Raw genomic sequence first — 20,224 nt, 5'->3', positions numbered from 1 at the left:
AGCTATACAATTCCCCTTTCTAACTTTGTTAAATTAGGTCTAAGATGAGTGAGAAGTTGCAGGCGATCGACAACAATGTGATTGTTCTCATTAATATACGCACATTCTGCCGCCTCCGCTCCGTCTTCTTTCTCTTCCGGAGCCCGCATTGCCACATCACTAATTCGAAGTTGCATCGGGTTCATAACAGATGCAGCGATTACAGCATCCGAATCCCCATAATACCCAGCATGTGCAATTCCTCTTAATGATCCTACGACAAAAATATTCCCCCCAGCGATAACCGTTCCGCCTGGATTAACATCTCCAATTAACAACAAATTTCCTTTTACATGTAAAACTTGTCCAGAGCGAACAATTTTGGAAATAGGGACAATTTCTGTTTCTTCTTTCCAAGCTATTGCTTCTGCTTTAGTGATAACATCACTTTCAATTGAATCCACAACAAGATTCTTTTTATTACGAATTAACGTACGAATCTCTTCTTGTTGGACTTCTGTTAAATAACGATTTCCTACTTTCACATGCACTTCAATTAAAGAGCGCCCATCACCATCGTAGTAATGTGTAGAAAGTTTTTCGTCTAATTCCATCAATAATTCTGAGAATGAACAACAATCATCTAAATGAAGCGTTATCCCATCTTTTGTCCCTTTTATCGTTACATTTTGTTGCTTTTTTTCTTCCACTAAAGTTCACCCCACCGATTCAATTCGACATAAAATTAGAAAATCCTTTTTTCTTTTTCTTCCATCGCTTTTGAAAGACGCACTATATATCGTCTCAGTGGGAAACAAACTATCAATAAGAAAATAGCATTTAACAATAAAGTAGAAAGGAGACGATCTGTGAAAAAGACATACGCTGGCATATGAGTACGTCCTAATAAAGTTAAGAATCCATACACATAATACTCTAGTGCTACAACGCTAGCTAATATGATAGACACAACAATAAATAAATTCAATTGTAGTACTTTCATCACACTATATACTAAATAAGCTAAAATCGGATAAGCAAAAATATATATCCCGACAAGTTCTGTGTATACGGTATCAAATAAGAAGCCAAATAATAGTCCGTAATAAATCCCTTGGACCGGACTATAATACACTGTAATAAAACATAAGACGATTATAAAGAAATGCGGTGCTGCTATGCTGTCTTTCCAAAATACATCCGTTGGAACAACAGTAGCAAACATATTTTCAAATAGAAACACAAAAAGGAGCAAAAGAGGAAGAGCTGCTCTTTTTAATATCTTCATCATCTCTTCTTCTCCTCCTATTCTAATGGCGCTGAAGGTGTTGCACGTTTAGCAACCGTAATATGCTCTACGTCATTTAAATCAGCGGCAGGTTTTACATAAGCTGTTTTTGTTAAGCCATATGCATCCGGCTGAACTTCAACGATTTTTCCAATTACAAGACCTTTCGGGAAAATATCACCCAGTCCAGATGTTACAACTAGTTGATCTTTCTCTACCGGTGCATCAGAGCCAATCTTTGTGAAAAGAAGTAATTGCTTTTCTTTGTCATAACCTTCAATCAATCCAAAGATTTTCTCTTGCCCTTGTACAATAGCAGAAACGCGATTTGTTCGGCTCATAGAACTTAGTAATTCTACTGATGATGTAAACTGAGATACACTTTTCACTCTTCCAACTAACCCTTGTGAAGTTACTACAGCCATATCTTTTTTAATTCCTTGCTGTGCCCCTTTATCAATTCCAATTAAATCGTACCATTTATCTGGATTACGAGAAACAACAGTAGCTGGAATTTCAGTATACCCGCTATTTAACTCTTTTTTACCAGTTAGCTCTTGTAACTTCTTGTTATCATCTTCTAATTGTTTTACTTTCCCTGATAGACCTGCATAATTATCTAATTTTGCTTTTAATTCTTTATTCTCTTCATACGTGCGCTTTACATCCTCTACATTTTCGAAGAATCCAGCTACGTATTTCGCTGGCTTTTGGAATACACGTTCTACAACACCGACAGTATCTTTAACAAACTGCTCTGGCCATGTTAAACTGTTCCGTTCTTTCAATGAGATTCCAATCAATGCCACGAGAAGAATAATACTAACCAACAAAACAATTAATCTTTTGTTTAAGAAAAACTGTGGCACGTTCACACCCTCTTAATTTCACTGATTTTTATTTTGCAATATTATCGAGCAGCAGTTTTGAAAAGATCGATATTGTCTAATGCTTTACCTGTTCCAATTGCTACGCAATCTAATGGATCTTCTGCAACAAGAACTGGCATTTTCGTTTCTTCACTAATTACTTTATCTAAATTACGTAGTAATGCCCCGCCACCTGTTAATACGATACCGCGGTCCATAATATCAGCCGCTAATTCAGGTGGAGTTTTTTCTAACGTATTTTTAACTGATTCTACAATCGCATCTACTGTATCTTTTAATGCATCTGCAATTTCTTCTGGCTGAATTAGTACTGTTTTTGGTAAACCACTTACTAAATCACGACCGCGAATTTCCATAGGCTCGATACCTTCTGGCTCGCCTGCAGAACCAATTTCTAATTTTAATGCTTCAGCTGTTCTTTCACCGATCATTAAGTTATAGCTTTTCTTAATGTACTGAATGATTGAATCGTCCATATCATCACCAGCAACACGGACTGACTGGCTTGTTACAATACCACCTAGAGAAATAATTGCAACTTCTGTTGTACCGCCACCGATATCAACAACCATACTACCAGTTGGTTCCCAAACAGGTAAGTTTGCACCAATTGCTGCTGCAAATGGCTCTTCGATAGGATAAGCATCACGAGCACCCGCTTGACGAGTCGCATCGATTACTGCACGTCTTTCTACAGCTGTAATACCAGATGGTACACATACCATTACATACGGCTTACGTGAGAAGAAACCGTTTGATTTTTGAGCTTGTTGAATGTAATATTTCATCATTGTTGCAGTTGTTTCATAATCAGCAATTACACCGTCTTTCATCGGGCGAAGTGCCACAACGTTCCCTGGTGTACGACCAATCATTTGTTTTGCATCGCTACCTACAGCAACGATTTGTTTCGTATCAGTTTGTAACGCAACTACTGAAGGTTCACGTAAAACTACACCTTTTCCTTTTACATATACAAGCGTGTTCGCAGTTCCTAAGTCTATTCCAAGATCGCGAGTAAATCCACCAAATCCAAACATATTATTTATCTTCCTTTCTTGTTTTCACGGACTCATTTTTTCTTACTTTATATTATAAAAACAGTACGTTTTTTATATCTTTATCCTTTTTGTAGATAAATTTCTACAAAAAACTCATAAATCACATTATAAAACAAAATAAGTAAAAAGCATAGTCTTAAATATGACCTTTTTCCTTTAAACTCACGAATTTATGGTCACCTATTATAATATGATCAAGCACTTCAATTCCGATAATCTGGCCGCATTCTACTAAGCGTTTTGTTACTGCAATATCTTCACGGCTCGGCGTGGGATCTCCTGAGGGATGGTTATGAAGACATATGATAGAGGCTGCTGCACGACGGAAGGCTTCTTTAAAAACTTCCCTCGGGTGTACAATTGACGTGTTTAAACTTCCAATAAAGATCGTTTGCCTATGTATAACTTGATTTTTTGTATTTAAATATAAACAAACAAAATGCTCTTGTTGTAAAAAACGCATTTCTTCCATCATGTATTTCGCACAATCTTCTGGACTTCGAATACTATATCCATTTTGATATTCTAAACGTACCATTCTTCTGCCTAGTTCAAAGGCTGCCATAAGTTGCGATGCCTTTGAAATCCCAATACCATGTATACTAATTAGCTCTTCTAATGTTGCATCTTTCAACATACGTAAGCCATCAAATTGATGTAAAATTTTATCTGACAACTTTAAAACTGTTTCTTCTTTAGAACCTGTTCTGAGTAACACTGCGAGAAGCTCTCGATTTGATAAACTTCCAGCACCTTCTAACAATAAACGCTCCCGTGGCTGTTCTTCTCTTACAACATCACGAATACCGTTCATCTCTCCACCCCTTTATTTGTTCTCTCAAAGAAAACCCCATGCAATTTTACGCATGGGTTACATCAATATCAAATTGTTTTAATTCCCGAACGAGACGTGCAATTGGTAAGCCAACTACACTATAGTAGTCCCCTTGAATATTTTGAACGAAAATAGATCCTTTACCTTGAATCCCATAACTACCGGCTTTATCAAAAGGTTCTTTCGACGCGACGTATGTATCAATTTCCTCTTCTGTTAACTCCCAAAATGTAACTTCTGTACGCTCATAAAAAGTAACCGTTTTTTCTTTTGCTATAATTGCAACACCTGTATACACTTCATGTGTTTTCCCAGATAGTAATTGCAACATCTCTTTCGCCTCATCCTCATTAGAAGGCTTACCAAGAATACGCGACTCATATGTAACAATTGTATCTGCACCTAACACAATGTGATCACTATTATTTTCTGCCACCGCTGATGCTTTTTGCAAGGCAAGCGACATTACAATATCAGAAGGCGATGAATATGCACCAATTGTTTCCTCTACTTCACTTACAACGATTTCAAATGGCACACTAGCTAACTCAAGCAATTCCTTCCTCCGAGGTGACCCTGAAGCTAAAATTATTTTTCTCATATTTTCTCCTTCCTTTCTCACATGAAGCAGAACAATTTATATTAATCGTATCAAAGGAATAGTTTGCCCACAAATGAAAGAAATATTAATTTCTCTAACTAAAATAACACTTCTTTATTGCATACGATTATATTCCTGTCATAGAGAAAGCACTTTGCTCTAAATTCAAAAGAAAAGAAAGAAGTATATGTACTTCTTTCTTACTCATTTTATTATCCTATCATTTCACTTTCTACGAAACAATTTTTTCATACGAGAGTAAACCATCAATAATAACTTGATTTAATTTCGCCAAAGATTCCTTATCCATCTTCCCATCTTTTACTGTTTGTACAGCTACCGACGTATACATATACAGTTTCTTTGCTTCTTCTTGTTTCATACTTTTCCCTTCTTTTTCAACCTTTTTCCATTCTTTTTCAATTACTTCTATATCTTTTGCGCTGCTTTTTCCACCAACTTGTACGCTAGAAGCATATTTTGCTAAATGAGTGTATAATGGCTGCACTTTTGTTAAAAATGTTCCTACTTCTTTATCATCTTTCAGCAATGCTTTATCTGTTATATCCCAGTTCTTTTTTAAAACGGAGACACCATCATTTTTATACTTAGTCATTAATTGATTTATAGACTGTTCATCGCTAGCAATACCAACAACTATTGCATACTTATCACCGCTCGGTCTCAAAGCACCAATGCCCCCATTGCCTTTCCATTCTTCAAGAGCTGCCTGTCCCTTTTCTTCAGAAGAATAAAGCCCCCCTTGAACAAAAAATAATTTCATTGGATCCAATGACGTTCCTGCTTGTGCTTTTTGTTTTTCTTCTTTCGGTGCTGGTGTTTGTTCTGCCGTTCCACCCACCTTTGATTCTCCATTTCCAGTCGGCCTTGAAGCTGTCACTTCACTTCCTCCTGTCGTTCCTTGTCCAGTAAGTAAATGAAGCATCCCCATTCCAAACGCCGTACCGATAATGATTGCAGTTGCAACGATTACAATTAATGTATTACTCCACTTCTTTCGGTATTTTTCCACAGACATTGATTTCGCTTTTTGAAACGGAACAACATTTTTCGGTCGTTCACTTTCTACTACCATCCATTCAAATTCATCTTTCTTTTTTTCCTCATACTTCGCTTCTGTTCCATTCACTTTCACTGAGATCGTTCGTGATTGCTTGTCCATACACTCACACCTCACCTCTTATCGTTGTCCGCATCATATCATATTCATTTCATAAAAAAACGAGATATTTGTCAGAGGAATTCGCCAAATAACCCTATATATTTATCTTATATGTATGCATTTGACTTCATTTGTAGAACAAAAAAACTAGATAGCAAAGACTATCTAGTTTTTCTCGCAAATATATTTTCGTACTTCAGAAATGAAATAAAGAGAACCTGTTATGATAAAAACATCATTTTCTGCTATCATTTCAACTTTTGTATCAATTGCCTCTTTCCAATTTTCAAAAACTAATTTTGATTCTTTCTGTGAATATGATGCAAGCTTATCAGCAGAAATAGCACGATCAAAGGCGAATGTTGTAAAAATAATTTCATCTGCAATGGTTTCTAATTGGCCTACCATGTTATGTAATTGTTTATCACCAAGGGCAGTAAATAACACTATTACATTTTTATCTTTGTAATGCGCTTCTACTGTTTTCACAAGGCTTTCGATACCTTCTGGATTATGAGCACCATCTATAATAATATCTGGATTACTTTGCATTTTTTCAAAGCGCCCCACCCAATACGCTTCCTGTAATCCAGTTCTTATTTCTTCTTCCTCAATTAAAAATGATAAGTATGTTTTTACATACATGACTGCCATAAGCGCAAGTGCTGCGTTTCCTACTTGGTGGCTGCCTTTCATTGTGATTCGCACATCTTCAAAAGAGGCGAAAGGACAAGTGAAATCGAACTGTTCTCCATCTTCACTAGACTGTTTATGTAATGCTGTAAAATGGTTGCCCATCTCGTATAAGTTTGCATGATTTTCCTTTGCAACATTTTGAATGACTTGCAAAGCTTCTTCATCTTGTACACCAGTAATTACCGGCACGCCAGACTTAATAATCCCCGCCTTTTCATATGCAATTTCTCCTAGTGTATTTCCTAAAATATGCATATGATCGTGACCGATATTCGTAATAATCGTGAGAACAGGGTGTATAACATTGGTAGAATCAAAACGTCCACCAAGCCCTGTTTCAAATAAAACAACATCACAGAAATTGAATTTGCCGAAATAGCAAATCGCCATAACAGTAATAATTTCAAACTCTGTCGCTTCCCCTAAATCCGTTTCATCTAGTTTTTCCACGACTGGTTTTACCAGCTTTACAAGTTCAGTAATCTCTTCGTCTGCAATTGGTGTTCCATTCACACTAATGCGTTCATTAAATGATTCGATGTAAGGAGAGGTAAACGTTCCTACCTTATATTTCACGCCTTCTAACATGTAACGCATATATGTTAACGTTGAACCTTTTCCATTTGTACCAGCAAGATGAACACATTTTATATGACGCTCTGGATTTCCGAGCTCTTCTAGCATCCAATTCATTCTTTCTAATCCTGGTTTAATACCAAATTTCAATCGGCTATGAATCCACCCTATCGCTTCTTCGTATGTATGTATCACGTATGCTTTTCCCCTTTCAAAAGACAACTTTCATAGTTCTATTATACGCAAAGAAAAGAGACTCACCAATATAGTGAGTCTCTAAAAATATTTTTACTTTTCAAGATCTGCTAGACGTTGACGAACTGCTTCGCGTTTTTCTAGGTAATCTTGCTCTTTCGCACGCTCTCCTTCAATAACCGCTGCAGGAGCTTTCGCTACGAAACCTTGGTTAGAAAGTTTCTTCTGTACACGTTCTACTTCTTTATCGAACTTCTCAAGTTCTTTCTCAAGACGAGCTCTCTCTTCATCAAGATTGATAAGATCAGCTAACGGTAAGAATAACTCTGCACCTGATACGATTGCAGTCATTGCTTTTTCTGGCGCTTGTAAGTCCGTTTGAATTGTTAATTCGCTTGGGTTACAGAAACGCTCAATGTAAGAGCTATTTTTCGTAAGTTGAGCAAGTACAGCCTCATCTTTTGCTTTAATTTGCATTTGAACTTTTTTGCTCATTGGCGTATTTACTTCTGCACGGATGTTACGAACAGAGCGAATGATATCAACTAGAAGGTGCATTTCTGCCGCAGCCTCCGTATCTTGTAAATCTTCGCGAACTGTTGGCCACGCAGCTACTGTAATAGACTCGCCTTCATGCGGTAAATGTTGCCAAATTTTCTCTGTTACGAATGGCATGAATGGGTGTAATAGACGCATTGTTTGATCTAATACGTAAGCTAAAATAGAACGAGTTGTTTTCTTAGCTGCTTCATCTTCACCGTATAGTGGAAGTTTCGCCATTTCAATATACCAATCACAGAAATCGTCCCAAATGAAGTTGTATAATGAACGACCAGCTTCACCGAACTCATATTTATCCATGTTACGTGTTACGCTTTCGATTGTTTCGTTTAAGCGAGTTAAGATCCACTTATCCGCAACTGATTTTTCACCAGTTAAATCGATTTCTTCATACTTCATATCATCCATGTTCATTAATACGAAACGTGATGCGTTCCAAATTTTATTAATGAAGTTCCAAGTAGATTCTACTTTTTCCATGCTGAAACGTAAATCTTGACCTGGTGCACTTCCTGTTGATAAGAAGAAACGCATTGCATCTGCACCGTACTTCTCGATAACATCCATTGGATCAATACCGTTACCAAGAGATTTACTCATTTTACGACCTTGCTCGTCACGAACTAAACCGTGAATTAATACATCTTTAAATGGACGCTCGCCTGTAAACTCTAAACCTTGGAAAATCATACGAGATACCCAGAAGAAGATGATATCATAACCCGTTACTAGTGCATCTGTTGAATAGTAACGTTTGAAGTCTGCTGAATCTTCATTTGGCCAACCAAGTGTGGAGAATGGCCATAATGCTGAACTGAACCATGTATCAAGTACATCGTTATCTTGATTCCAGTTTTCAATATCTGCTGGTGCTTCTGTACCTACGTATACTTCACCAGTTTCTTTATGGTACCAAGCTGGAATACGGTGTCCCCACCATAATTGACGAGAAATACACCAGTCATGAATATTTTCCATCCAACGTAAATATGTGTTTTCAAAACGCTCTGGTACGAACGTTACTTTTTCTTCTTCTTTTTGTTGAAGCGCTACTGCTTTTTCAGCAAGTGGAGCCATTTTTACGAACCACTGTGTTGATAAATAAGGCTCAACAACCGCACCGCTACGCTCACTATGACCTACTGAATGCATATGTGGCTCGATTTCTACTAATACGCCAGCTTCTTGTAAGTCTTTTACTAATTCTTTACGGCATTCGAAACGATCCATACCGTTATACTTACCAGCTTTTTCGTTCATCGATCCATCTTCGTTCATTACTAAGATGCGTGGTAAGTCATGACGGTTACCTACTTCAAAGTCATTCGGGTCATGAGCTGGTGTAATTTTTACAACGCCCGTTCCGAAATCTTTTTCTACGTACTCATCAGCAATAATCGGAATCTCACGGCCTACGATTGGAAGTGTAACTGTTTTTCCGATTAAATGTTTGTAACGATCGTCTTCTGGATGAACTGCTACTGCTGTATCACCAAGCATCGTTTCTGGACGAGTAGTAGCAAGACGAATGTGACCAGAACCATCTGTTAACGGATAGTTCATATGGTAGAATGCACCTTGAACTTCTTTATGAATTACTTCAATATCAGAAAGAGCTGTACGTGTTGCTGGATCCCAGTTGATGATATATTCACCACGGTAAATTAAGCCTTTTTCGTATAATTGAACGAATACTTTATTAACCGCATCTGATAAACCTTTGTCTAATGTGAAGCGTTCACGAGAATAGTCTAGTCCTAAACCAACTTTCCCCCATTGTTGACGAATGTGAGAAGCGTACTCTTCTTTCCACTCCCAAGCTTTTTCAAGGAATTTTTCACGGCCAAGATCGTAACGTGAAATACCTTCTTCACGAAGTTTTCCTTCTACTTTCGCTTGCGTTGCGATACCAGCATGGTCCATTCCTGGAAGCCATAGTACATCGTATCCTTGCATACGCTTCGTACGAGTTAAAATATCTTGAAGAGTTGTATCCCAAGCATGACCTAAGTGTAACTTACCAGTTACGTTTGGAGGTGGAATTACAATTGTATACGGTTGTTTCTTCTCGTCTCCTGTTGCTTCAAAATATTTGCCTTCAAGCCACCATTGATAAAGGCCTTCTTCAACGGACATATGATCATATTTAGTTGGTAAATTCTTTTCCGTGTTTGACATTATTTTCCCTCCTTAAAATAAAAAATGTCCCTCATCCAAAAAGGACGAGGGACATCGCGGTACCACCTTTATTTACAAACAAATTCATAATTTGCTTATACTCTTAATTTGATAACGGACAAATCCGTCTTTTCCTAATAAGAACTATTCCGTTCAGAAAAGATGCTCCAGGGCTACCTTCTAACATAACTATCTAGAGAATCTCCCAGCTAATGATTCTCCTCTCTGAAGACGTTTCATGTTATACTCTTCCCCTTCAAGGCATTTATATGATTGTTAATTATTATATACAATAGTGTAAAAAACGAAACCTTATTCGTCAAGATAAATTTAAAACTACAGCTTTTGGTGCCAAAAAGAAGATAAGTAGAATCCTCTACTTATCTTCTTTACCCCGCTATTTGTGGGCAGTAAGACCTCCACCTCAAAACTCAGCTGAAGCAAAGAAGTTAGATGGGAGCCCTGGTGCCCGTAAACGCCCAATTAGTGAAGGCTAATCATCAGCGGGGAATGTTTACTTTATCCGTTCCCTTGCTGGGCAGCTTGTAATTGTGACAGGAAATATTCTATATTGCTAACGAGCCAATGCGATTGTTGCAAACTCTTTACTCCGCGCAGTTCATTTTCCTCGTTACGATTATCTCTTCTTTTCTTATAAGACTGGATTTGCCGAATAAATTGCGATGGATACGTCATATACGCAAACATAAGTAGTTGCTCTTCTTTCGTAAAAGGGAAATTTTTTTGATAAATTTGAAACCATTCAAACCGATCACTTCTTGCGATTGGATATGTGTTTAAAGACCGTGAATAAAAACCTACTATATCTTGCACAGGCGTTGCAAACTTCGATTTTTCTAAACTAATAAAATAGCCATTCCGTTCATAGTCAAATAAAAAATGATTCAGTGACACATTACCATGCACAAAAGTAATACGCGTTTTCTCCTTTTCTTTCATCGCATCGTTCCACTCATTTAATTGCTTCGTTGCAAATTCACGCGCTCTCATTACATGATGATAGTACGTACAATATTGCAATTCAAACGGGGACATATACCATTTTGATTCAGATTCTACGAGAAACTCTCCTAACATCTCACCATCATTTTCCCAACGATCGGATATACTTGTATAATGTTTTTCTAAATCTTCTTCCGTATACGTTTCTTCCTTCATAGTTTTTTGATGCAACGTTCCAAGTGTCTGAAACATTTTATGGTATTGATCATTGTCCTCACCGTTTCCTTCTGCACGTTCTAACCAAGGCATTAAATAATAATTATACGTCCCGTCACTTAAAATATAACTTCCATCCGTCGCATGATATATAGGTACATAATTTGAAAAACCTTTCTCCTTCAAATATTGAATATGATGCAGAAAGTTATTCCGCTCTAACTTTCTGCCTTCTATTTTCTTGAGTGCATATGGACCTTGATTCGTATAAATTTTCATTACATTTCCGTGCTCTTCCATATGCTGCGTATCCAATCTATATTGCCTCACGATAGGTTCATAGTGATTTCGCAACTCAATATCCATACGAATAACCCTTTCTATTCAAAACATAGCCTCTAAGAAAGGAAGTGAGTGAAAACACTCACTTCCTTATTTCGCCTTTACCCTTGAAACGGGAATATAAATAATTTGCCCCGTATTTAAAAATATATCTTCTGTTTGATTGACACGGTATAAATTTTGTACAGACGTTTCATAACGGTCTGCAATAGATTCAATTGTATCCCCTTCTTGCACGAAATACATTCTTAACTTTGTAAATTCTTCTTCCGGTTCTTTCGTAAATAGTTTTGTTAAATAAAGCGCATTTTCATCTCGCTGTGAGTACTCTTCTTCTTGTTCTTCCTGCTTTTTCGCTTTTTCTTTCTTGAAATCTTTTCGTCCGAACAGTTCAAATTGCGGCGTTGTTTCTTGCTCCTCTTCACGTTCCACAAATTCATGTTCTTCTATTTTCTCTTCTTCTAATTCCTGCTCTTTTCTTTCCTCTAATTGGAACGGTTCAAATGCGTAATCTTCCCACTCATCTGATTCCTTATATGCTGGTTCTTCTACATGCGGCGCCGGTCTATTTTCATCCTCTTGCGCTGAATCTTCTTCTAACTCAGCATACACCGTTTCTTCCTCTTCAACTTCATCCTCGCTTCTCTCTTCATCACACAAACCGGTAATAGATATATCCGCTAATAATTGTAAGCAACCATTTTCCTTTAATTCATAATCAAATTCCTCGATTGATACATATAGCTCTTCAATTACTTTCACTCGATTTCTCGGAATTGATATTTCAAGTGGAAAGGAATGAACAAGTTCATTAACCCCATCTTCTCTTGTTTCTACATAATCAATTGACTTTGCTGGCGATAGTTCTCTTAATGAATACGCGGAATCATCTTTTCGTGCAACATACTCTCCCGTTAAATCTAATTGTCCTCTCACGATTACTTCATGATCAAGCTCTTCTATCTCAACGTCTGGATCTAACGAAATTGACAAAAGTTCTTCGACTTCCTGTCCTTTTTGGAACCACACAGATTCTTTTAATGAAAATCGTAATGAATGATCTGTAGCCACTTCTTTTCCCCCTCCCAAACTATATGTCATTACAGATTTATGTGTGGGAAGCTTACTTTATGAATAAAAAAAATCGCTCCCCTTATGGAGAGCGATTTTCTCTAATACACTACGCTTTTAATTTTGACATTGCAATTTCAGCTGCTGCAATCGTCGCTTCAATATCTGCATCACTATGTGCTGTCGATAAGAATAAACCTTCGAATTGAGATGGTGGTAAGAATACACCTTGTTCTACCATTTCACGATAGTAAGCCGCAAAGAATTCTAAGTTTGAAGATTTTGCTGCATCGTAATTAATAACGGGTTCATCTGTAAAGAAAATACCAATCATAGAGCCTGCACGGTTAATATGATGCGGAATGCCATGTTTTTCAGCTGCTTTACGTAATCCAGCTTCTAACATTTCAGCTTTACGCTCAAATTCTACATATGATTCTGGCGTTAACTGTACTAACGTTTCATAACCTGCCGCCATTGCAAGTGGATTACCTGATAAAGTACCAGCTTGGTAAATCGGTCCGCTTGGCGCAACTTGGCGCATAATTTCTGCTTTACCACCGTATGCTCCTACCGGTAAACCACCACCGATTACTTTACCTAGGCATGTTAAATCAGGCGTTACGCCATAATAACCTTGGCCACAATTATAAGCTACTCGGAACCCTGTCATTACTTCATCAAAAATAAGCAATGCACCGTTTTGTTCTGTTACTTCACGAAGACCTTCTAAAAATCCAGGCTGCGGAGGAACAACCCCCATATTTCCTGCTACTGGTTCTACAATTACACAAGCAATATCATCACCGAATTGTTCAAACGCGTATTTTACGCTTTCTAAATCGTTATAAGCTACTGTAATCGTATTTTTCGCTACACCTTCTGGTACACCAGGACTATCTGGTAAACCTAAAGTCGCCACACCAGAACCAGCTTTAATTAATAACGAATCACCATGACCGTGGTAACAACCAATAAATTTCAAGATTTTATTACGACCTGTATAACCACGAGCTAAGCGTAGTGCACTCATTGTTGCTTCCGTTCCAGAGTTAACCATACGCACAATCTCAATTGATGGCACGCGCTCAATAACAAGTTTTGCTAATTTATTTTCAATTTCTGTTGGTGCACCGAAGCTTGTACCTCTTTCAGCAACAGATTTTAACGCTTCTACAACACGATCATTTGCATGACCATGAATTAAAGGACCCCATGATAATACGTAGTCGATGTATTCATTCCCATCGATATCATATACTTTAGAGCCTTTTCCACGCTCCATAAACAACGGATTCATCCCAACAGACTTAAAGGCACGAACCGGGCTATTTACGCCACCAGGCATTAAGTCTTGCGCCTCTTCAAACGCTGCAATTGACTTATCAAACTTTTTCATTATTTAGCGCCTCCTTCTTGTAACCATCTTGCTGCATCTTTTGCATGATACGTAATAATTAAATCTGCCCCTGCACGTTTCATACTAATTAATTTTTCAAGAACAACTTCTTTTTCATTAATCCAACCATTTTGCGCTGCCGCTTTAATCATCGAATATTCACCACTTACATTATAAGCGACAACTGGTAAATTAAAGTTATTTTTCACATCACGAACGATATCTAAGTAAGAAAGAGCTGGTTTTACGATTAAGAAATCTGCACCTTCCATTACATCTGATTCCGCTTCACGGAATGCTTCCATACGGTTTGCCGGATCCATTTGATATGTTTTACGGTCACCAAATTGCGGTGCACCGTGCGCAGCATCACGGAATGGTCCATAAAATGCTGATGAATATTTCACAGCGTACGACATAACTGGCACGTGTCCAAAACCATTTTCGTCTAATGCATGACGAATTGCTGTTACGAAGCCGTCCATCATGTTTGATGGCGCAATAATATCCGCTCCTGCTTTCGCTTGACTTACAGCTGTTTTCGCAAGAACTGCAAGAGACTCGTCATTTAAAATAATCCCATCTTCAATTACACCGCAATGACCATGGCTTGTAAATTGACATAAACATGTATCTGCAACTACTACTAGCTCAGGGAAATCACCTTTAATTTGCTGAATAGCACGTTGTACAATTCCATGATCACAATATGCTGATGATCCAACTTCATCCTTTTCAGCAGGTAAACCAAATACAATAACAGAACGAATACCTAAATCAACAACTTCTTGCATTTCAGCTTGCAATAAATCTAAAGACATTTGATATACGCCCGGCATAGAAGGAACTTCATTACGAACATTTTCACCTTCTAATACAAAAATAGGGTAAATAAAATCTTCCGTATGTAAAAACGTTTCACGCACAAGTGCACGCATGCCCCCGCTTTGTCTTAAACGACGATGACGATTAAATTGTAAAGAGTTCATAGATTTCTATCCCCATTCTTTCATTTTATAGATTCACAAACATATTGTAGTAATGCTTCTACAGTGTACTCTTTCGGCACAATAACAGACGGAAAATAAAGACTTGCCTCTTTTTCCGTAATAGGTCCTATACAAGCAATTGTACATTTTTTTGTCCATTCTCTCCAGTTTGTACCCTCAAGTAAACGAACAAAACTAGTAACAGTTGAAGGGCTCGTAAATGTAATAATGTCTACTTTCCCTAACTTCAATGCTGCTATAAGTTCTTGCTTTTTTTCTATATTCACTTTCGTACCGTATACGATTAGCTCATCTAGAGAAACACCAATTTCCCGAAGTGCAACCGGAATTACCTCTCTTGCTAAATTCCCTTTCGGAAATAAAATACGTTCGTTTCCACTTAATTCTTTTAGAAACTCTTCTGCAAATGCTTCTGCAACAAATGAAGTCGGAACAAAATGAACTTGATAGCCCCTTTTTTCTAACTCTAATTTTGTTTTCACACCTACCGCAGCGATTCTAATGGTTAGCGGTAGTTTCTTTTTTAAACTATCTAGAAAAAAAGCTACACCATTTCTGCTCGTAAAAATAACCCAGTCGTATGAATGTAGCTGCTCTTCAATATGTTGAATTTGCCTATGAGACATACCTTCCATACGCAAAAGCGGAATTTCCAATGGAATTCCGCTCTTTTCTTTCACTGCTACACTCATTTGTTTCGCTTGATGCTGGGCACGTGTAATCAATACCGTTTTTCCAGCGAGAGCGTTCATATTTATTGTTGCTCCTTATTTGCAGCAAGAATGAGTTCTTTGGCGCCTTGTTTAATTAAACGGTCCGCGGCCTCTAACCCTACTTCCTCAGGATTAGTACCCACTACTGTCTCTTTTAATAAAACAGAGCCATCCATAGAGCCGACAAGAGCTGTTAATTCGATTGCATCGTTTTCTGTAAGGGTTGCATATCCAGCAATTGGAACTTGGCATCCACCTTCAAGTTTATGAAGAAATACTCGCTCCGCTGCCACTGTTCTTTCTGTTATCGTATCATTAATATGCGCTAACAACTGCAATAAATCCTTATCATCCTCACGACACTCAATCGCTAATGCACCTTGTCCTACAGCAGGTACACATAACGTATCATCTAAATGTTCTGTAATAACATCATTATCCCAGCCCATTCTTTGTAATCCAGCTGTCGCTAAAATAATCGCATCGTAATCTTCTTCTTTTAATTTACGTAAACGTGTATCGATATTCCCGCGAATCCACTTCACTTGTAAATCTGGTCTCGCAGCGAGTAGCTGTGCACTACGTCTTAAACTACTCGTACCTAAAATAGCACCTTCCGCTAACTCTTTAAACGATGCTCCATTTTTTGAGATAAAAGCATCACGAGGGTCAACACGCTTTGGTGTACAGCCAATCATTAAACCTTCTGGAAGTACGGCTGGCATATCTTTCATACTATGTACAGCCATATCGATTTCTTTCGTAAGTAACGCATGCTCAATTTCTTTAACGAACAAGCCTTTTCCGCCTACTTTTGAAAGAGTAACATCTAAAATAACATCACCTTTTGTGACAATTTCTTTCACTTCAAATTCATATGGTAGACCTAGGGCTTTTAACTGATCAATAAACCAGTTTGTTTGCGTTAATGCTAGTTTACTCTTTCGTGATCCTACAATAATTTTGCGCATAATTCTCTCTCCTCATTATAAATACCAAAAGTGGAAATTGGACAAACTGCTTAATAGAAAAATGTTTACTAGCATTACGAGAAACGATCCGATATTCCACTGTACAATTTTCTTACCTTGCAACACATCTGCCGCTCGTAAATATAAACCTGTGCAATACACAAATAGCACGACAAAAGATCCGATTACTTTCGTATCATACCAATGGAAATTATCCAATTTTGTATATCCCCATATACATCCTAATAAAATTGCTAGTAAGAAAAATGGAACAGAAAATAAATTTAATCCGTAAGACATAGATTCTAGCTTCGGTAAATTCCCTAACCTTCTTAATCTCGCATTCCATTTTTTCTTTTTTAATAGGCGATATTGCAATAAATACATAATAGAAAAAATGAACGATACAGTAAACGTTGCGTAAGAAATAATTGCCATACCGACATGCACGTATACAAGTTCTGAAACTAATTGTTCCGCAAGTACTGGCGACATCTTTCCGAGCGGTGTAAAAATAGAAAAAGCGCTTACGCCAAATGCTACAACATTTGTAAAAAAGACTAAAAAGTCAATTCTCATAAATCGATTAATAACTAACGACATCGTAATCAATAACCAAACATAAAAATAAATCCCTGATAATAAAGTTAAAATAGGATTCGTTTCTGAATCTGTAGCTCTAAGCAACATAAAAATAGACTGCAGGACCCATACAATCGCAAGTAACCAAAAAGCAAATCGGTTCGCCTTTCGGTTACTTTGGAAATAATCTATAAAATATAAACTAATGCTACAAGCATATAAAATAATTGCAATATGATAAATAATACTGTTATTTAAAAAACTCATCCGATCATCCTTCCAAATTATAAAGATGGAACGGATGGTGTCCACACTCTTTTATGTTCTACTTCTTCCGCACGACTCTCTACTTCTTCCGTTTCTAAATCAAAAATCTTTGCAAATAACGCTAATTTTTCGCTCGCTCCCTCTTCAGCAGCTATTTCTTTCGCTACTAAAATTGGGTCTTTTAATAATTGATTAATAATACTTTTCGTATGCTTACTAATAACTTTTTTCTCACGATCACTAAGGTTTGGTATTTTTCGCTCTAGGCTTACCATCGTTTCACTTTGGATTGCAAGTGCCTTATCACGAAGAGCTGATATTAATGGAACAACACCAAGTGTACTTAACCACGTTTTAAATAGAACAATTTCCTCCTCAATCATAAATTGAATTTTCTCTGCCTCTTTCAAACGCTCAGCACGGTTTGCCTCCACTACTCCTTGTAAATCATCAATATCATACAAGAAAGAACCTTCTAGCTCATCAATCGCTGGATCAATATCACGCGGCACTGCAATGTCAACCATAAATAATGGACGACCAGAGCGCATTTTCTCCACCTTTGTCATCATCTCTTTCGTAATGACATACTCAGATGCACCAGTTGAACTAATTAAAATATCTGCTTCTAATAATGCACATTGTAATTCACTTAACGATTTTGCATGTCCCATATATTTCTCAGCCATTACTTCTGCTTTCGAAAGCGTCCTATTCATAACTGTTACTTTACGAGCACCACTTCCATATAAGTTTTGTAGTGCAAGTTCGCCCATTTTACCAGCACCAAGAATAAGCACATGACAATCTGTTAACTCGCCAAATATTTTCTTTCCAAGCTCAACAGCAGCATAACTAACAGACATTGCACTTTCCCCGATTGTTGTTTCTGAGTGGGCACGTTTTGCTAATGTAATGACTTGCTTAAACAATTCATTAAAAATTGTGCCTGTTGCTTTAACTTGTTGCGCTTCTAAAAAGCTATCTTTTATTTGACCTAAAATCTGCGTTTCTCCGACTACCATTGAATCTAAACCGCACGTTACGCGAAATAAATGATCTATTGCGCCATCTTGTTCAAAAATAGTTAAATATGGCGCGACTTCTTCTATTTCAAGCTGAAACCAATCAGCTAAAAACTTCTTAATATAATACCGTCCCGTGTGTAATTGATCGACAACAGCATAAATCTCAGTGCGATTACAAGTTGACACAATGACATTCTCTAACACGCTCTTTTGATTTTGTAATGTAGTCATCGCTCGCTCTAGTTCTGCTGCCTGAAATGTGAGTTTCTCACGAAATTCTACAGGGGCTGTTCGATAATTTACACTAACAACAAGAATATGCACGCAGCATGTCCCCCTTCACCCGTTTTATCACTTTATCTACTATCATAATACAACTTTCCTCTTATGAATCTGACAATCGTGTGAACAACCGATTATTTTTTAATTATTCTCCGTATGTAATAAAGGAGATTCAGTAACACTAATAAAAAAATTTCTACTTTATAATGATTATAAATTAATAACTCTATTTGTACGTTACCAAAAAAAGCCCTCATAATCAAGTGATGGAAACTATTCCATATAAATTATAACATCATCTTCCCTATCTTCTTTCATCATGAAGGAAAATATGTATGATTGTTCCAAAATGTAACAAAGACTTTCTCAATACAATGTATTTGACATTGCATTTCTTTTTCGTTATATTAGTTTTACAAAATTAAATTGTGCACAACTTAATTAGAAGGGAGTTATTTATGACAGAAGACTCTTTGCATCTAGATAACCAACTTTGTTTTTCTATTTACGCCTGCTCTAGAGAGGTTACTCGTTTTTATCGACCTTATTTAGAAGAAATGGGTATTACGTATCCCCAGTACATTACTTTACTCGTACTATGGGAGCAAGATGGACTAACAGTAAAAGAAATTGGAGAACGTCTATTTTTAGATTCTGGTACGTTAACACCTATGTTAAAACGTATGGAATCATTAAAACTTGTAAAACGTGTTCGTTCCAAAGAAGACGAGCGAAAAGTTTGTATTGAATTAACAGAACAGGGCAAAGATTTAAAGGAAAAGGCTTGTTCATTACCGACAACGATGGCTACAAACTTAGGAATTACAGAGCAAGAATATCGCTCTTTATTAATTCAACTAAATAAACTGATTGACACAATGAAAACAATTAATGATGGAAAAGGGGAATAAATATGGATAAATTATATACTGCTTCAGTAACAGCAACAGGTGGAAGAAATGGGAAAGTAGTTTCAGATGATGGCATATTAAATCTTGATGTAAAAATGCCGAAAGCACTAGGTGGTGCAGGCGGAGAAGCAACAAATCCAGAACAACTATTTGCAGCTGGTTATGCAGCTTGTTTCGATAGTGCATTACAACTTGTCATTCGTACAAAACGTGTGAAAGTAGAAAGTACAGAAGTAACTGCTCACGTTTCTATCGGAAAAGATACAGATGGTGGTTTCGGCCTATCTGCTGTACTTGATGTACATGTGGCTGGCGTTTCACATAGCGAAGCACAAGAACTTGTAGAAGCGGCTCACGGTGTATGTCCTTACTCGAAAGCAACACGAGGAAATATTGAAGTTACATTAAACGTACGCTAAAAAATTT

At 37.2% G+C, this 20,224-nt stretch carries 19 protein-coding genes and 1 other annotated feature; of the genes, 2 read left to right on the top strand and 17 right to left on the bottom strand.

All coding sequences use genetic code 11. The features are described 5' to 3' along the window. Positions 1-2: 2 nt before the first annotated feature. The 17 genes from minC to hemA form a co-directional block, all read right to left on the bottom strand. On the bottom strand, positions 3-689 hold the full coding sequence (gene minC / locus ACTFRM_RS15335) for a septum site-determining protein MinC (RefSeq protein ID WP_000391521.1): 687 nt from the start codon (positions 687-689) through the stop codon (positions 3-5). Positions 690-724: 35 nt separating this feature from the next. Beyond that, complete coding sequence (gene mreD, locus ACTFRM_RS15330) at positions 725-1,270, bottom strand: rod shape-determining protein MreD (RefSeq protein WP_000975766.1); 546 nt, start codon at positions 1,268-1,270, stop codon at positions 725-727. A 14-nt stretch (positions 1,271-1,284) separates the two neighbouring features. After that, positions 1,285-2,136 (bottom strand): rod shape-determining protein MreC, encoded by an 852-nt coding sequence (mreC, locus tag ACTFRM_RS15325; RefSeq protein WP_001135488.1) that lies wholly within the window; start codon positions 2,134-2,136, stop codon positions 1,285-1,287. A 41-nt stretch (positions 2,137-2,177) separates the two neighbouring features. Further along, positions 2,178-3,197, bottom strand: a complete 1,020-nt coding sequence (gene mreB, locus ACTFRM_RS15320) for a cell shape-determining protein MreB (protein WP_000466736.1) — start codon at positions 3,195-3,197, stop codon at positions 2,178-2,180. 157 nt (positions 3,198-3,354) lie between these two features. After that, positions 3,355-4,032: a RadC family protein gene (gene radC / locus ACTFRM_RS15315; protein WP_440043446.1), complete on the bottom strand. Its 678-nt coding sequence runs from the start codon at positions 4,030-4,032 to the stop codon at positions 3,355-3,357. A 46-nt stretch (positions 4,033-4,078) separates the two neighbouring features. Beyond that, positions 4,079-4,654, bottom strand: coding sequence for a Maf family protein (locus ACTFRM_RS15310; protein WP_001226290.1), 576 nt, complete (start codon positions 4,652-4,654; stop codon positions 4,079-4,081). Positions 4,655-4,886: 232 nt separating this feature from the next. Further along, positions 4,887-5,837, bottom strand: coding sequence for a stage II sporulation protein B (locus ACTFRM_RS15305; protein WP_000361009.1), 951 nt, complete (start codon positions 5,835-5,837; stop codon positions 4,887-4,889). 165 nt (positions 5,838-6,002) lie between these two features. Beyond that, complete coding sequence (locus tag ACTFRM_RS15300; protein WP_440043445.1) at positions 6,003-7,304, bottom strand: bifunctional folylpolyglutamate synthase/dihydrofolate synthase; 1,302 nt, start codon at positions 7,302-7,304, stop codon at positions 6,003-6,005. A 93-nt stretch (positions 7,305-7,397) separates the two neighbouring features. Next, positions 7,398-10,043, bottom strand: coding sequence for a valine--tRNA ligase (locus ACTFRM_RS15295; protein ID WP_000072244.1), 2,646 nt, complete (start codon positions 10,041-10,043; stop codon positions 7,398-7,400). Between the two features lie 37 nt (positions 10,044-10,080). After that, positions 10,081-10,312, bottom strand: a binding site (T-box leader). A 250-nt stretch (positions 10,313-10,562) separates the two neighbouring features. Beyond that, a complete protein-coding gene (gene ysxE / locus ACTFRM_RS15290) occupies positions 10,563-11,588 on the bottom strand; it encodes a spore coat protein YsxE (protein ID WP_440043444.1) in 1,026 nt (341 codons plus the stop codon). 66 nt (positions 11,589-11,654) lie between these two features. After that, the gene (gene spoVID, locus ACTFRM_RS15285; protein WP_002024850.1) at positions 11,655-12,665 is read right to left on the bottom strand and encodes a stage VI sporulation protein D; all 1,011 of its coding nucleotides are present in this window, start codon (positions 12,663-12,665) and stop codon (positions 11,655-11,657) included. Between the two features lie 79 nt (positions 12,666-12,744). Continuing rightward, positions 12,745-14,034: a glutamate-1-semialdehyde 2,1-aminomutase gene (gene hemL, locus ACTFRM_RS15280; RefSeq protein WP_000712943.1), complete on the bottom strand. Its 1,290-nt coding sequence runs from the start codon at positions 14,032-14,034 to the stop codon at positions 12,745-12,747. Then, entirely contained in the window at positions 14,034-15,023 is a 990-nt protein-coding gene (gene hemB, locus ACTFRM_RS15275) for a porphobilinogen synthase (RefSeq protein ID WP_001087065.1), read from the bottom strand. The genes hemL and hemB overlap by 1 nt, the downstream gene beginning before the upstream one ends. Positions 15,024-15,043: 20 nt before the next feature. Then, the gene (gene hemD, locus ACTFRM_RS15270; protein ID WP_000992353.1) at positions 15,044-15,796 is read right to left on the bottom strand and encodes a uroporphyrinogen-III synthase; all 753 of its coding nucleotides are present in this window, start codon (positions 15,794-15,796) and stop codon (positions 15,044-15,046) included. Between the two features lie 2 nt (positions 15,797-15,798). After that, a complete protein-coding gene (gene hemC / locus ACTFRM_RS15265; protein WP_001226407.1) occupies positions 15,799-16,728 on the bottom strand; it encodes a hydroxymethylbilane synthase in 930 nt (309 codons plus the stop codon). Positions 16,729-16,743: 15 nt separating this feature from the next. Further along, positions 16,744-17,577: a cytochrome c biogenesis protein gene (locus tag ACTFRM_RS15260; RefSeq protein WP_000008991.1), complete on the bottom strand. Its 834-nt coding sequence runs from the start codon at positions 17,575-17,577 to the stop codon at positions 16,744-16,746. 17 nt (positions 17,578-17,594) lie between these two features. Further along, positions 17,595-18,929 (bottom strand): glutamyl-tRNA reductase, encoded by a 1,335-nt coding sequence (gene hemA, locus ACTFRM_RS15255; protein WP_000547868.1) that lies wholly within the window; start codon positions 18,927-18,929, stop codon positions 17,595-17,597. Between the two features lie 416 nt (positions 18,930-19,345). On the opposite strand from hemA, the gene ACTFRM_RS15250 reads away from it, so the two are divergent. Next, positions 19,346-19,798, top strand: coding sequence for a MarR family winged helix-turn-helix transcriptional regulator (locus ACTFRM_RS15250; RefSeq protein ID WP_000133916.1), 453 nt, complete (start codon positions 19,346-19,348; stop codon positions 19,796-19,798). Between the two features lie 2 nt (positions 19,799-19,800). Continuing rightward, positions 19,801-20,217: an organic hydroperoxide resistance protein gene (locus ACTFRM_RS15245; RefSeq protein WP_000359781.1), complete on the top strand. Its 417-nt coding sequence runs from the start codon at positions 19,801-19,803 to the stop codon at positions 20,215-20,217. The last annotated feature ends 7 nt before the right edge of the window (positions 20,218-20,224 follow it).

Source organism: Bacillus cereus group sp. MYBK227-1 (genome assembly GCF_051916325.1).
Taxonomy (GTDB): Bacteria; Bacillota; Bacilli; order Bacillales; family Bacillaceae_G; genus Bacillus_A; species Bacillus_A cereus.
This window is presented reverse-complemented; position numbering and strand designations above follow the sequence as displayed.